General features: G+C 69.2%; 15 protein-coding genes and 1 pseudogene. 13 read left to right on the top strand and 3 right to left on the bottom strand.

Annotation, left to right across the window (positions count from 1 at the left end):
- Positions 1-67 precede the first annotated feature (67 nt).
- Positions 68-850 carry an esterase/lipase family protein gene (locus AC3EGR_RS15375; RefSeq protein WP_488547370.1) on the top strand — a complete coding sequence of 261 codons (783 nt, stop codon included), beginning with the start codon at positions 68-70 and terminating at the stop codon, positions 848-850.
- Here AC3EGR_RS15375 and AC3EGR_RS15370 read toward each other — a convergent pair.
- Positions 813-1637, bottom strand: coding sequence for an undecaprenyl-diphosphate phosphatase (locus AC3EGR_RS15370; protein WP_488547369.1), 825 nt, complete (start codon positions 1635-1637; stop codon positions 813-815). The two genes, AC3EGR_RS15375 and AC3EGR_RS15370, sit on opposite strands and share 38 nt — an antisense overlap.
- A gap of 167 nt (positions 1638-1804) precedes the next feature.
- Between AC3EGR_RS15370 and AC3EGR_RS15365 the strand changes: the two genes are divergently transcribed.
- The 9 genes and pseudogenes from AC3EGR_RS15365 (at position 1805) to AC3EGR_RS15325 (ending at position 7232) form a co-directional block, all read left to right on the top strand.
- Positions 1805-1954: a hypothetical protein gene (locus AC3EGR_RS15365; RefSeq protein ID WP_488547368.1), complete on the top strand. Its 150-nt coding sequence runs from the start codon at positions 1805-1807 to the stop codon at positions 1952-1954.
- A gap of 165 nt (positions 1955-2119) precedes the next feature.
- Positions 2120-2521, top strand: a pseudogene (locus tag AC3EGR_RS15360) (DUF2306 domain-containing protein); the annotation flags it as partial.
- Positions 2501-3037 carry a DUF6622 family protein gene (locus tag AC3EGR_RS15355; protein ID WP_488547488.1) on the top strand — a complete coding sequence of 179 codons (537 nt, stop codon included), beginning with the start codon at positions 2501-2503 and terminating at the stop codon, positions 3035-3037. The pseudogene AC3EGR_RS15360 and the gene AC3EGR_RS15355, both read left to right, overlap by 21 nt.
- 31 nt (positions 3038-3068) lie before the next feature.
- On the top strand, positions 3069-3350 hold the full coding sequence (locus AC3EGR_RS15350) for a 2TM domain-containing protein (protein WP_488547367.1): 282 nt from the start codon (positions 3069-3071) through the stop codon (positions 3348-3350).
- Positions 3350-4378: an alpha/beta hydrolase family protein gene (locus tag AC3EGR_RS15345; RefSeq protein WP_488547366.1), complete on the top strand. Its 1029-nt coding sequence runs from the start codon at positions 3350-3352 to the stop codon at positions 4376-4378. The genes AC3EGR_RS15350 and AC3EGR_RS15345 overlap by 1 nt, the downstream gene beginning before the upstream one ends.
- Before the next feature lie 10 nt (positions 4379-4388).
- Positions 4389-4685 carry a 2TM domain-containing protein gene (locus AC3EGR_RS15340; RefSeq protein WP_488547365.1) on the top strand — a complete coding sequence of 99 codons (297 nt, stop codon included), beginning with the start codon at positions 4389-4391 and terminating at the stop codon, positions 4683-4685.
- Positions 4685-5722, top strand: coding sequence for a sensor histidine kinase (locus tag AC3EGR_RS15335; protein WP_488547487.1), 1038 nt, complete (start codon positions 4685-4687; stop codon positions 5720-5722). The genes AC3EGR_RS15340 and AC3EGR_RS15335 overlap by 1 nt, the downstream gene beginning before the upstream one ends.
- Entirely contained in the window at positions 5719-6510 is a 792-nt protein-coding gene (locus AC3EGR_RS15330; RefSeq protein ID WP_488547364.1) for a LytR/AlgR family response regulator transcription factor, read from the top strand. The genes AC3EGR_RS15335 and AC3EGR_RS15330 overlap by 4 nt, the downstream gene beginning before the upstream one ends.
- Positions 6511-6977: 467 nt before the next feature.
- Entirely contained in the window at positions 6978-7232 is a 255-nt protein-coding gene (locus AC3EGR_RS15325) for a hypothetical protein (protein ID WP_488547363.1), read from the top strand.
- A 138-nt stretch (positions 7233-7370) separates the two neighbouring features.
- Here AC3EGR_RS15325 and AC3EGR_RS15320 read toward each other — a convergent pair whose 3' ends face one another.
- Positions 7371-7715, bottom strand: coding sequence for a hypothetical protein (locus AC3EGR_RS15320; RefSeq protein WP_488547362.1), 345 nt, complete (start codon positions 7713-7715; stop codon positions 7371-7373).
- A gap of 204 nt (positions 7716-7919) precedes the next feature.
- On the opposite strand from AC3EGR_RS15320, the gene AC3EGR_RS15315 reads away from it, so the two are divergent.
- From AC3EGR_RS15315 to AC3EGR_RS15305, 3 genes are all read left to right on the top strand, one after another.
- Entirely contained in the window at positions 7920-9710 is a 1791-nt protein-coding gene (locus AC3EGR_RS15315) for a glutamine--tRNA ligase/YqeY domain fusion protein (RefSeq protein WP_488547361.1), read from the top strand.
- Positions 9711-9772: 62 nt separating this feature from the next.
- Positions 9773-10291, top strand: a complete 519-nt coding sequence (locus tag AC3EGR_RS15310) for a hypothetical protein (RefSeq protein WP_488547360.1) — start codon at positions 9773-9775, stop codon at positions 10289-10291.
- A gap of 128 nt (positions 10292-10419) precedes the next feature.
- Positions 10420-10563, top strand: coding sequence for a hypothetical protein (locus AC3EGR_RS15305; RefSeq protein WP_488547359.1), 144 nt, complete (start codon positions 10420-10422; stop codon positions 10561-10563).
- A 71-nt stretch (positions 10564-10634) separates the two neighbouring features.
- Here AC3EGR_RS15305 and AC3EGR_RS15300 read toward each other — a convergent pair whose 3' ends face one another.
- Positions 10635-12458 (bottom strand): AMP-dependent synthetase/ligase, encoded by a 1824-nt coding sequence (locus tag AC3EGR_RS15300; RefSeq protein ID WP_488547358.1) that lies wholly within the window; start codon positions 12456-12458, stop codon positions 10635-10637.
- Between the last annotated feature and the right edge of the window lie 131 nt (positions 12459-12589).

Genomic DNA, 12589 nt, shown 5'->3' with positions numbered 1-12589 from the left:
GCGCGTCCTACGCGGCTGTCGTCACAAGGACCACAAAGTGTGACCGCGCGTGGCCCAACATGCAGGCATGACTTCTCCGCAAGCCCTGGGCTTCCAGGCTCCGTCCCTCGCACTGCTGGCCGCTGAGCCACTGCGCGCCCTCCTCGATTTCTGTTCGGCCAAGGTCGGTACGCTCAAGCTGGTGGAAGGCGACGGCCACCCCGTCATCGTCTACCCCGGCCTCGGTGCCGGTTCCCTCACGACCGCGCAGCTGCGCAGTCACCTGCAAAGCTGCAACTTCAGCGTCCACGACTGGGAGCTCGGCGTCAACAGGGGCCCCGACGGGCACCTGGACGCATGGCTGCCCGGCCTCGTGGAGCGGGTGCGCGCCCTGCACGAGCGCTACGAACGCCGCGTCAGCCTGGTCGGCTGGAGCCTGGGCGGCATCTACGCCCGCGAGATCGCCAAGCTCTGCCCGGACTCCGTCCGCCAGGTGATCACGCTGGCCACCCCGCACCGCTCCGTGGGCGGCGCCAACCATGCCGGGACGATTCTCAAGATGCTGGGCGGCGACACCTCGCAACTGACGCCGGAGCTCGAAGCACGTTTCGTCGAGCGCCCGCCGGTGCCGACCACCTCGATCTACAGCAAGTCGGACGGCATGGTGTCCTGGCGCGGCTGCCTGGAAGCCAAGGGCGTGCAAGTCGAAAACGTCGCCGTGGACGCCAGCCACCTGGGCATGCCCACGCACCCCGACGTCATGCGCATCGTCGCCGACCGGCTGGTGCAGCCCGAGGGCAGCTGGAGGCCTTACCGGCCAAGCCGGGCGTTGCTCAAGCCGTCCACTGGACCCAGCCGAACCAGGAAGTAGCCAGCACGACGATGCCGAAGGCGATCCGGTACCAGGCAAAGGGCTTGAAGTCGTGGGTGGAGATGTAGCGCAGCAGCCAGCGCACGCACAGCCAGGCACTCACGAACGAGAACAGCAGCCCGACCGCGAACATCGGCACGTCGTCCGCGCCCAGCTGGCCGCGCTCCTTGTAGAGGCTGTACGCCCCGGCGCCGATCAGCGTGGGGATGGCCAGGTAGAACGAGAAATCGGTGGCCGCCTTGCGTGACAGCCCGAGCAGCATGCCGCCGATGATGGTGGCGCCGCTGCGGCTGGTGCCCGGCACGAGCGCCAGGCACTGCACCAACCCGAGCTTCAGCGCGTCGGTCCAGCGCATCTCCTCCACCGCCTGGATGCGCACCGCCGGGTGACGGCGGCCCTCCGCCCACAGGATCACGAAGCCCCCCAGGATGAAGGTGGTGGCGACCACCGCCGGCGTGAACAGGTGTTCCTTGATCGCCTTGCCCAGCAGCAGCCCGAGCACCACGGCCGGGATGAACGCCACCAGCACGTTCAGCGCGAAGCGTTGCGCCTCGCGCTCGCTCGGCAGCGCGACGATGGTGCTGCGGATCTTCTGCCAGTACACCAGGATCACCGCCAGGATCGCGCCGGTCTGGATCGCGATGTCGAACACCTTGGCCTTCTCGTCATCGAAGCCCAGCAAGGCGCCTGCCAGGATGAGGTGACCCGTGCTGGAGATCGGAAGGAACTCCGTCAGCCCTTCCACGATGCCCATGACGGCGGCCTTCACCAGCAATACGACGTCCACGCAAGCTCCCGGATGCAAAGCGCGGATTATGCGGTCGACCTGTTCGGCGCCCGGCCCGGGGCTGGCTCAGCAGGAAGTCGTCCGACACGCCATGTCGGATTCGGCCAGCATCGCTCGCGCACGGAACCTACAGATCGTAACCGTCGGCCGCGCACACCATGGAGCCCATGAAAATCCTTCAACTGCTCCACGTGGTGTGCGCCCAGGCCTTCTACCGCTGGGCGATGAACGAAATCTCCCCGATGCACCCCGACGTGCCCAAGATCATGCTGCGGCAGCAGGAACTGGCGGAAAAGCACCGCCGCATCTGGGCCTGACGCCTCCCTTGCGGGCCTGAACGGGCCCTCGAACCCCCACCGGCCGGGCGCGGTTCACTCCGCCCCGGCCGCATTTCGCGCCGTTCGCCCAGCGCTTCGTCGCATCCGCATGGCCGCTCCCCGCCCCGGGGAGCACAGTCCGCTCCACCCAAGAGGAGCCCTGCCATGCAAATGTCCCCCCTCATCGCTGTCCACATGAGCGCCGCCCTGGCCGCGGTCGCCACCGGACCGGTCGCCCTGTGGGCCCGCCAGGGCGTGCGGCAACGCCCCCGGCTGCACCGCGCCTTCGGCTACGCCTGGGTGAGCTTCATGCTGGCCACGGCGATCTCCGCGCTGTTCATCCGCGACACCAGCCTGCCCAACATCGGCGGCTACACACCGATCCACCTGCTGGTCCCGGTGACCCTGGTGTCCCTGTTCGGCGCGTTCTGGAAGCTGGCGCACGGCGACATCAAGGGCCATGCCACCATCATGCGGCGGGTGTACGTCGCCGCCTGCGTGGTGGCCGGCTTGTTCACGCTCCTGCCGCAGCGCTACCTGGGCCAGCTGGTCTGGGGCCAGGTCGGCGCCCTCGGCCCCATCCTGCGCGCCACGCCCGGCTGGGTGTGGTTGCTGCTGGCCGGCCTGGTCACGCTCGGCGCCACCCAGATGCGCGACCGCAGCCAGGGCCTGGTGCGCGTCTCCGTCGTGCCCGTGGCGATGGTCGGCCTGTCCCTGTGGTCCGCCACCTCCGCCTTCGGCCGCTCGCCGCTGGTGCTGGAAGCGATGTGGCTGTGGCTGCTCGCCGCCGCCGCCACCACGGCCTTGTTCGCCCTGGCCGAAACGAGTGCACGCTACGAAGCCGCCGCCCGGATCTACCACCTGCGCGGCAGCGGCGTGCCCCTGGTGCTGTTCGTGGGCGTGTTCCTGGCGCGCTACATCGTTTCCGTGCGGCTGGCGATCCACCCGGACCTGCTGCGCGACGCGAGTTTCGTGTTGCCGGTCGCCACGCTCTACGGCGCTTTCAGCGGCATGTTCCTGGGCCGCGGCGTGCAGCTCTGGCGCCTGGCACTGCGGCCGGCCGCCGTCCCCACCCTGGCCTGAAGCATCATCCGTCCACACCGAGGAGAGCACCATGCAACAGCACGACACGATCGAGCACCAGGCCAGGCGCCGGGCCGGCATGAAGATGGGCTGGTTCATCCACGCCGGGGTCTACGTCGCGGTCAACGCACTGCTCGCGGTGCTGTCGCTCCTGAGCGGCCGCCACTGGGCGATCTATCCCGCCCTCGGCTGGGGGCTGGGGCTGGCGATCCACGGCATCGTCGTCTTCCTCGCCACGGGCGGCGGCGGGCTGCAGCAGCGCCTGGTGGACAGCGAGCGGCGCAAGCTCGAGACGACGCGGGAGCCGTGGTGATGCAGCGGGCGATCCGCAGCGCCATCGCGCTGGTCGCGCTCCTGGCCTGGGGGGCGAGCCAGGCGGCGGTCGGCGCCCTCGAGCTGCCCGCGCGCGGCGACGACCTGCCGGTGACGGTCTTCTATCCGACGGCGGCCGCTGCCGCCCCCGTGCAGCGCGGGCCCTTCCGCCTCATGCTGGCCTGGCAGGCGGCTCCGGTGCGAGGCAACGGCCGGCTGCTGGTGCTCTCGCACGGATCCGGCGGCAACCCCTGGCCCTACACCGACCTCGCCACCGCGCTGGTCGAAGCCGGTTTCATCGTCGCCACGCCGCTGCACCGCGGCGACAACTACCTCGACACCTCCGAGATCGGCCCCAGGAGCTGGAAGCTGCGCCCGCTGGAAGTGGCGCACGCCATCGACGCGGTCGCGGCCGACCCGCGCTTTGCCCCCCTTCTCTCCCTGGACCGCGTGGGCATGTTCGGCATGTCCGCAGGCGGCCACACGGCCCTGACGCTCGCCGGCGGCCGCTGGTCGCCCGGCGCCCTGCGCCGCCACTGCGAGGCACACCTGGAGGAGGACTTCCACACCTGCGTCGGCCCCATGCTGCAGCTCAAAGGCGACTGGCTGGACGCGCCCAAGAAGGGCCTGGTCCGGCTCGCCCTCCCGCGGCTGCTGACCGACGATGGCTGGTACGGCCACATCGACCCGCGCATCGCCGCCATCGTGGCGGAAGTGCCCTTCGCCGTGGACTTCGATCCGGCCAGCCTGGCTGCGCCGCGCGTGCCCCTGGGCCTGGTGCGGGCCGGGCGCGACGCGTGGCTGCCGCCGGCCCACCACCTGGACCCCATCCGCGCCGCGTGCGGCAGCTGCGTGATGGTGGCCGACCTGCCGACCGCCGGCCACGGCTCGCTGCTTTCGCCGCAACCCGTGAACCTGCGGCCGCCCGTGGACATGCTGTTGCGCGACCCGCCCGGGTTCGACCGCGCCCTCGTGCCGCAGGCGCACGCGCGCATCACCGACTTCTTCCGTCGCCAGCTGCTCCCCTAGAATCTTCGCGATGCCCGCTCCGCTCAACCCCGAAGAGATCGAACACCTGGCGCGCCGCCGCGCCGGTGCGAAGCTGGGTTGGTACACGCACGCCTGCGTGTACGTGCTGGTGAACCTCGCGCTCTTCGCGATGTCCCGCTACGGCGTGGGCGATCGGCCATGGACGGTGTTCCCGGCGGTGGGCTGGGGCGTGGGGCTGGCCTTGCACGGGGTGTCGGTGTTCTTGCTGGGCAAGGGCAGCTCCTTCCGCGAGCGGCTGGTCGCGCGCGAGCGCGAACGGCTGCAGCGCGAGCAGGGCCACCAGTGATCCGCGCGGAGGCCATCGACAAGCTGCAGCACTTCCTGCAGACGCTGGCCTTCTGCCTGATGGTCGCGACGATCGAGCAGGCGTTCGACCCGCGCGCGCTGTATGGCGCCTCGGTCGTCTACTCCATCCTGATCGGCACCACGATCTGGGCCATCGTCGACCTCGGCCGGCACCTGGTACCCTCCGCCCGCGAAACGGGATGGCCCCCGGGCTTTGCCGGCATCGCGCTGGTCGCGCTGGGCATCGTCGCCGGCTTCGTGGTCGGCAACGCCATCGGCGATGCGATCTGCCGCAATTTCGGCCTGTTTCCGCCCGGGCACCGGCAGGACACCGAAGCCCACCTGCGCAGCGGCGTGATGATCACGCTGCTGTCCGGCATCGTGGGCAGCTACTGGTTCTACAGCCGCAACAAGAGCGCCTACCTGTTGCGCAAGATGGGCGAGGCGCAGAGGCATGCGAACGAGGCGCGGCTGAAGGTGCTGGAGACGCAGCTCGAGCCGCACATGCTGTTCAACACGCTGGCCAACCTGCGTGCCCTGATCGGCGTGGACCCGCAGCGCGCGCAGCACATGCTGGACCACATGATCGCGTACCTGCGCGCCACGCTGGACGCCTCGCGCAGCACGACCCATCCCCTGCAGGCGGAGTTCGATCGCCTGCGCGACTACCTGGAGCTGATGGCCATCCGCATGGGGCCGCGGCTGTCGTACACGCTGGAGCTGCCGCCGGCGCTGGCGTCGGTGCGCGTGCCCGCGCTGCTGCTGCAGCCGCTGGTGGAAAACAGCATCCAGCACGGGCTGGAGCCCAAGGTGCAAGGCGGGCGCATCACCGTGCGGGCCGCGCGTGAAGACGCGCAGCTCGTGCTGACCGTGGACGACACCGGGGTCGGGGATGCAAGCGGCCCGTCCAGCGGCAGCGGCTTCGGCCTGTCCCAGGTGCGCGAGCGGCTCGCCGCCCTGCACGCGGGCCAGGCGGCGATCGACTTCCGCAGCGACGCCGACGGCGCCCACGCCCGCATCACCTTGCCGATCGCATGAGCCCCACGGCCCTCATCGCCGAAGACGAACCGCTGCTCGCGCAGGCGCTGCAGGCCGAACTGGCCAGGGCGTGGCCGCAGTTGCGCATCGTCGCGACGGTGGGCGACGGCGCATCGGCCGTGCGCGCGGCGCTGGAGCACCGTCCCGACGTGCTCCTGTTCGACATCCGCATGCCGGGCCAGGGCGGAATGGAAGCGGCGGCGGAACTCGCCGAGGACTGGCCCGCGGATGCGCCCTTCCCGGCGCTGGTGTTCGTCACCGCGTACGACCAGTACGCCGTGCAGGCCTTCGAGGCGCAGGCGGTCGACTACGTGCTCAAGCCGGTGCAGGCCGCGCGGCTGCACAAGACGGTGGAGAAGTTGAAGCAGGTGCTGGCGCAGCGCAGCACGCGCGGCACCGACATCGAGGCGACGCTGGGCCAGTTGCGCCACCTGCTGCAGGGCGCGGCGGCACCGGCGCAAGCGCCGCTGAAGGTGATCCAGGCCAGCGTGGGCAACAGCATCCGCATGGTGCCGGTGGAAGACGTCCTGTACTTCGAGGCCGCCGACAAGTACGTGCGGGTGGTGTGCGGCGACGGCGAGGTCCTGATCCGCACGCCCTTGAAGGACCTGCTGCCGCAACTGGACCCGCAGCTGTTCTGGCAGATCCATCGCGGCACCGTCGTGCGGGCGACCGCAGTCGAAAGCGTGCACCGCGACGAGGCCGGCAAGCTGCACCTGGCCTTGCGCAACCTCAAGGAACGCCTGCCGGTGAGCCGCTTGTATGCGCACCTGTTCAAGGCGATGTGACGCGGCGCAACGCCGCTGCCGCTGAGGTAGCACGCTGGCCGGCCGGGGTGGCGCCGCGTGTCCAAACAAGGGCATTTTCTGTCAGGGCCAGTGGGCGACGTCCTACAGGGCCACCCGCCCCTGGCGCTTCTACTACAAGCCATCGAATTGCACGAAAGACGCGTACCTACCGACTAGCAGAACTCGTCTTTCGTCCCCGGTCACCCCGACTCCTCTGAGTCCCCTCCTCCTCCGGGGTGAGCTGGTCCGGCCCTCCGTCCCGCGACTGGCATTGTTACCCCCAGGTTCCAACCTGGGGGTTCTTTTTTGGCCGCTCCGGATTCGCATTCGCGTCCGCCCTTGACCGTGTCCCTGAGTCCCAAAGACTACGGCTCGGTCGATGAAGTCCGACGCTTGCTGCCGGGGAGGACCGTCATGTAAACCGTTGCACCGGCCTTACTCTGTTTCTACTCAGAGGAAAGATGCCAATGAAAGACGGAAGACCCAACGACGCGAGCGACCCGGAAAGCCGGCGCGCGGCAGCGACGAGCCGCAAGGGCCCGGGAACGGGACGCAAGCGGGGCTTCGTCGAGCGCGCCACGGCGATGATGGGCCACAGCGGCCACGGCGCCGACAGCGTGCGGCCGCACCTGCGCGACCAGCTCAAGCTCAAGGCCCTGTTGCCGCAGCCCTACCCGACGCCCGAGCAGGACAGTCCCAAGAAGGACGAGCATCACCGCTAGGCGCAACGATTAACACGCGGGACGGCGTGACCACCGAGCACCAAGGGGCCCATGCAAAAAGAGGCCCCGGCTTGGCGGCCGGGGCCAATCACGCTTGGAGATCCTGAGTTGTGAAAGGCGACAACTCCAACGCCATGTTCAATGCCTGTGGTGGCCGTGGCGGTGCCCATGGTGGCGCCCGTAGCCGGGGCCGTAGTACACGGTGACCGGCGGCGGCGCGTAATACACCGGTGCCGGCGCGTAGTAGACGGGCTGGGGGGCCACGTACACGGGCTGCGGCGCCACATAGACGGGCTGCGGCGCCACATAGACGGGCTGCGGGGCGGCGTAGACCGGCGCATTGCCCACGCCGATGGCCACGCCGGGAGCGGCATTCACGCCGACCGACCAGAAGACGTTGCTGCGCGCCTGCGCGGCGGTGCCGACGGCGGCCAGGGCCAGCACACCGGTGATGGCGAGAAGGCGGGAAAACTTCAGTTTCATGTCCGGGATCCTGTTCTGTACTGCACAGGGAACATGTCCCTGCACTTCGATTTAACGCGCGGGCCAGCTTCATACTGCACGCTGCCGCGTCAAATCCGTTGCCGGAAGTAAACCGCGCGGGCGGCAACCCACACGAACGCCGATTCGGTCACGCAAAGGCCGGCGTCGGTACGCCGCAACAAGCCATGGGAAAATCGCCCGGATATGGCTTCCCCGACCGACAAAGAACCCGCCGCCAAGGCCAGCAACTTCCTGAGACAGGTCATCGAGCGCGACCTGGACCAGGGGACCTATGCCGGGCGGCACTGGAACGGCGCGCCCGGCGACGCCGCCTTCCAGAAAGCCGGGCCCCTGGACCCGGCGAAGATCCGCACCCGCTTTCCACCCGAGCCCAACGGCTACCTGCACGTCGGCCACGCCAAGAGCATCTGCCTGAATTTCGGGCTGGCGCGCGACTACCAGGGCATCTGCCACCTGCGCTTCGACGACACGAATCCGGAAAAGGAAGAGCAGGAGTACGTCGACAGCATCAAGGACGCCGTGCAGTGGCTGGGCTACAGCTGGGACGCGAACGGCACCCGGCATCTCTACCAGGCCAGCGACTACTTCGACTTCATGTACCGCGCCGCCGAGTACCTGGTCGAGGCCGGCCACGCGTATGTGGACGAGCAGACGGCGGAGGAGATGCGCGCCAACCGCGGCGACTTCAGCCGACCCGGCGTGGACAGCCCTTACCGCAGCCGCTCGATCGAGGAGAACCTGCAGCGCCTGCGCGACATGCGCGACGGCAAGCTCGCGGACGGCACCGCCGTGCTGCGCGCCAAGATCGACATGGCCAGTCCCAACATCAACCTGCGGGACCCCACCATCTACCGCATCAAGCATGCGGAGCACCACAACACCGGCAACAAGTGGTGCATCTACCCGATGTACACCTTCGCGCACCCGATCGAGGACGCGCTGGAGAACATCACCCACAGCATCTGCACGCTCGAGTTCGAGGACCAGCGGCCCTTCTACGACTGGCTGCTGGACCGCCTGGCCGAGGGCGGCCTGATCAACACGCCGCATCCGCGGCAGTACGAGTTCGCGCGGCTGAACCTCACGTACGTGATCACCAGCAAGCGCAAGCTCAAGCAACTGGTGGACCAGGGGCACGTGGCGGGCTGGGACGACCCGCGCATGCCGACGATCGTGGGGCTGCGCCGGCGCGGCTACACGCCCGAGTCGCTGCAGCTCTTCGCCGAGCGCATCGGCGTGAGCAAGGCCGATTCGTGGATCGACTACAGCATCCTGGAAGGCGCGCTGCGCGACGACCTGGATCCGAAGGCCGCCCGTGCCATGGCGGTGCTGGACCCGGTGAAGATGGTGATCGCCAACTGGGACGAGGTGATGGGCGCCGGCCACCTGGAGCCGTGTTCCGCCCCGGTGCACCCGCACGATGCGGACCGCGGGCGGCGCGAGTTCATGTTCGGGCGCGAGCTGTGGGTGGAGCGCTCGGACTACGAGGAGACGCCGCCCAAGGGCTTCTTCCGCCTGTTCCCCGGGAACAAGGTGCGGATGAAGTACGGCTACGTGGTCGAGTGCGTCGGTGCGACCAGGGACGCGTCCGGCGCGCTGACCGAGATCCAGGCCAGGCTGGTGCCCGACACCAAGAGCGGAACGCCGGGCGCGGACGCCGTGAAGGTGAAGGGCAACATCAGCTGGGTCGGGGTGGCCGACGGCGTGAAGGCGCAAGTGCGCTTGTATGACCGGCTGTTCTCGGTGCCGCAGCCGGGTGCGGGGGAGAAGGACTTCCTGGAAGAGTTGAACCCCGATTCGCTGAAGGTGGTGACCGCGTACGTGGAGCCCGCGCTGCGAAGTGCCAAGCCGGATGAGAAGTTCCAGTTGGAGCGCCTTGGCTACTTCGTGGCCGACCGAGGAGATCACAGCAGTGGGGCCTCCACGCCGATCCTCAACAAGATCACGGGCCTGAAGGACACCTTCGCGCGCTGAGACACGGGACGGCGTGAAGGCCAGGCCGCGGACGTAGCGTTTCGCGCCGCGCACAATGCGCCATGGCCCTCACCGCCACTCCATCGCGCCGCCGCCTGGCGATGATCGCCCTCCTCGTGCTGGCGGCACTGGGCGGCCTCGTGCGGGCTTACGCGCCCAATCCCTCCACGTTGCGCGACATCGGCACATTGCTGCTGGTCCTGTGGCTGCCGGCCGTGGGAAACCTGATCGCCTACTTGCTGAAGAAGGTCCCGCGCAGCGCGCCACCCGCGACAAGTTTTGCGGCCGGCAGCACGTTCGCGCCCCAGCTGGAGGTGAGCCTGCAGGTGATGGAGGTGCCCGATGGCCTTCTCGCCGCGCTCGATGCCGACGAGCGCCAGTGCACCGTCCTCGTCGGGCGCAGCGGCTTCACCGCCCGCGTCAGGGAGCCGCTGCCGCAACTGCTCGCCGCACCGGGGCCGCAGGCGCTGGCGCTCGAAGTGCTTCATCCCGCCGTCGCCCTGCGTCGACTGAAACCCGGCACCGACTTCCACCTGCTGGCAGGGACCACGGCCGTCGCGCAGGGCACCGTGCTGCGCTGAACGAGACGGAGGCGCTGCGCCCGTGCGCACGCGGCCCGCAAACCCCTCCTGCCGCTGCACCTGCGCAACAAGCAAATCGACCGCTACACTCCCGCGCAGTAAAGTCAACCCATCCACAGGAGGAAACCATGCCCAAAGGCGAACAGAAGAGCAACAAGTTGGCCAAGAAACCGAAGAAGGACACTTCGGTGCCGAAGGAAAACTTTTCGGATCGGCCGATGCCCCCGACGACCGCCGTCCTGCCGAAGGGGAAGATGAAGAAGGCGCCCTGAGGTCCAGGGTGCGCCGGCGATGCCGGCGCTGGATGGAGGCCGGGTCGCGCCCGGCATGACATGCATTCCGGTCAGCGGCGGTACAGCCGCTCGATCAGGTCCCCGTAGCGCGCGACCAGGTTGTTTCGCTTCAGCTTCAGCGTCGGCGTGATCAGGCCGTTCTCCACAGTCCAGGGCTCCGTCGTGAGCGCCACGGCCCGCGGCTGTGCGTAGTACGGGAAGGACTTCGTCAGGTCCTTGATGCGCTCCAGCGCGGCATGCACGGCCGCCGGCGCGCGCAGCGATTCCGGGTTCGCCGCATCCAGCCCGAGCCCATGCGCCAACCGTTCCCAGGGCTCGCGCCCCAGCACCACGATGCTGGCGATGTAAGGACGGTTGTCGCCGAACGCGTAAGCCTGCTCGAACAGCGGATCGGCCACGATGGCCATCTCCAGGTCCACGGGCGCGATCTTCTCGCCGGTGGAGGTGACGATGATCTCCTTGACCCGGCCAAGGATGCGGACGCGGCCGTCCTCGATCGCCGCCTGGTCACCCGTGTGCAGCCAGCCGTCCGCCAGGGCGCGCGCGGTGTCCTCCTGGCGCTTCCAGTAGCCGCGCATCACGTTGGGGCCACGCACCAGCAGTTCCTTGTTGTCACCGATGCGCACTTCGACGCCAGGCAAGGGGCGGCCGACGGTGGCCGGGTCGTTGTCCTCGGGCGTGTTGGCCGCCACGACGGGCGCGCTCTCGGTCATGCCGTAGCCTTGCACGATGGGCAGCCCCAGGCCGACGAAGGTGCGGGCGACGGGCTGCGACAGCGCTGCACCGCCGCTCACGGCCACGCGCAGCCGGCCGCCGAACTGCGCCAGCAAGGGCTGTGCGACCAGCCGCGACAGCAGCGGCCAGGCGATGGCATCCAGCGCCGGAGAGCCGCGCTGCTCCACCGGCAGCTTCTGCTCGCGGCAAAAGCGCCGCCAGCCCACCGCCTGCGCCCACGCGAAGAGGCGGTGCTTCGCCGGCGACGCCTCCAGCAGGGACTGCAGCTTGGCGTACACGCGCTCGTAGATGCGCGGCACCGACACCAGGATCGTGGGCCGCACGGTGCGCAGGTCCTCGGGCAGGTGCTGCACCGAACGCGCGAAAGCGACGCAGGCACCGCACGCGATCGGCAGGTAGTAGCCGCAGGTGCGCTCGAAGGTGTGCGACAGCGGCAGGAAGGACAGGAACAGGTCGTCGCCGCGCGGCCGCAGGCGCTCCTGGATCGACTTCACGTTGGACAGCACGTTGCGGTGCGTGAGCATCACGCCCTTGGGCTTGCCGGTAGTGCCCGAGGTGTAGACCAGCGCCGCGAGGTCTTCCTCGCCAGGGCCTTCTGCTGGCTGCGTCATGGCTGCCGTGCCGCCGCGCGCCAGCCATGCGTCCATGGAAAGCACGGCGGGTCCGCTACCTTCCAAAGGCTTGTCGCAGTCCCGCAGCACCACGTGGCGCAGCGTCGCCGGCACGGCGCCCGTCGCCGCGATCGCCTGCCACTGCTGGCTGGCGTCCGCGACCAGCAGCGTCGCCTCGCTGTCGCCCAGGATGTAGGCGATGCTCGCCGGGTTGTCGACCGCGTGCATCGGCACCGGCACGCACCCCAGCGCCAGCACCGCCTGGTCGACGGCCACCGCATCCAGCGTGTTGGGCAGCATCAACGCGACCCGGTCCCCGCGTTGCAAGCCGAGCGCCGCGAGCGCACGCGCGAACCGCGCCACGCGCTCGCCGAAAGCCTGCCAGGACACGCTGGCCCACGCGCCGCGCCCGCTGTCGAATTGTCGATACGCCTCGGCCTCAGGTGTCTCCTGCACGCGCCATTGCAGCAGCCCAGCGAGCGTGCTGACGGAAGCGAGGTAAGCAGAAGGGCCGGCGGGACGTGACATGTTCGGATGCTTGGCTGCCCGAGAAATACGCCATTCTCCCGCGCGATTTCCGCCGCCGTTCGCAAGAAGTCATTGCGTGCGCCGAAAGAGTCGGCCGAACAATTCCAGGACAGGCGGCAATCCACATCGCC

This window comes from Ramlibacter sp. G4-7 (assembly GCF_057784995.1).
The sequence above is the reverse complement of the archived record's forward strand: the minus strand, read 5'-3'. Positions and strand labels throughout refer to the sequence as shown.

Coding starts and splice junctions, on each gene's coding strand:
- AC3EGR_RS15375 (WP_488547370.1), top strand. CDS start 68: ATGACTTCTCCGCAAGCCCTGGGCTTCCAGGCTCCGTCCCTCGCACTG.
- AC3EGR_RS15365 (WP_488547368.1), top strand. CDS start 1,805: ATGAAAATCCTTCAACTGCTCCACGTGGTGTGCGCCCAGGCCTTCTAC.
- AC3EGR_RS15350 (WP_488547367.1), top strand. CDS start 3,069: ATGCAACAGCACGACACGATCGAGCACCAGGCCAGGCGCCGGGCCGGC.
- AC3EGR_RS15345 (WP_488547366.1), top strand. CDS start 3,350: ATGCAGCGGGCGATCCGCAGCGCCATCGCGCTGGTCGCGCTCCTGGCC.
- AC3EGR_RS15340 (WP_488547365.1), top strand. CDS start 4,389: ATGCCCGCTCCGCTCAACCCCGAAGAGATCGAACACCTGGCGCGCCGC.
- AC3EGR_RS15330 (WP_488547364.1), top strand. CDS start 5,719: ATGAGCCCCACGGCCCTCATCGCCGAAGACGAACCGCTGCTCGCGCAG.
- AC3EGR_RS15325 (WP_488547363.1), top strand. CDS start 6,978: ATGAAAGACGGAAGACCCAACGACGCGAGCGACCCGGAAAGCCGGCGC.
- AC3EGR_RS15320 (WP_488547362.1), bottom strand. CDS start 7,715: ATGAAACTGAAGTTTTCCCGCCTTCTCGCCATCACCGGTGTGCTGGCC.
- AC3EGR_RS15315 (WP_488547361.1), top strand. CDS start 7,920: ATGGCTTCCCCGACCGACAAAGAACCCGCCGCCAAGGCCAGCAACTTC.
- AC3EGR_RS15310 (WP_488547360.1), top strand. CDS start 9,773: ATGGCCCTCACCGCCACTCCATCGCGCCGCCGCCTGGCGATGATCGCC.
- AC3EGR_RS15305 (WP_488547359.1), top strand. CDS start 10,420: ATGCCCAAAGGCGAACAGAAGAGCAACAAGTTGGCCAAGAAACCGAAG.
- AC3EGR_RS15300 (WP_488547358.1), bottom strand. CDS start 12,458: ATGTCACGTCCCGCCGGCCCTTCTGCTTACCTCGCTTCCGTCAGCACG.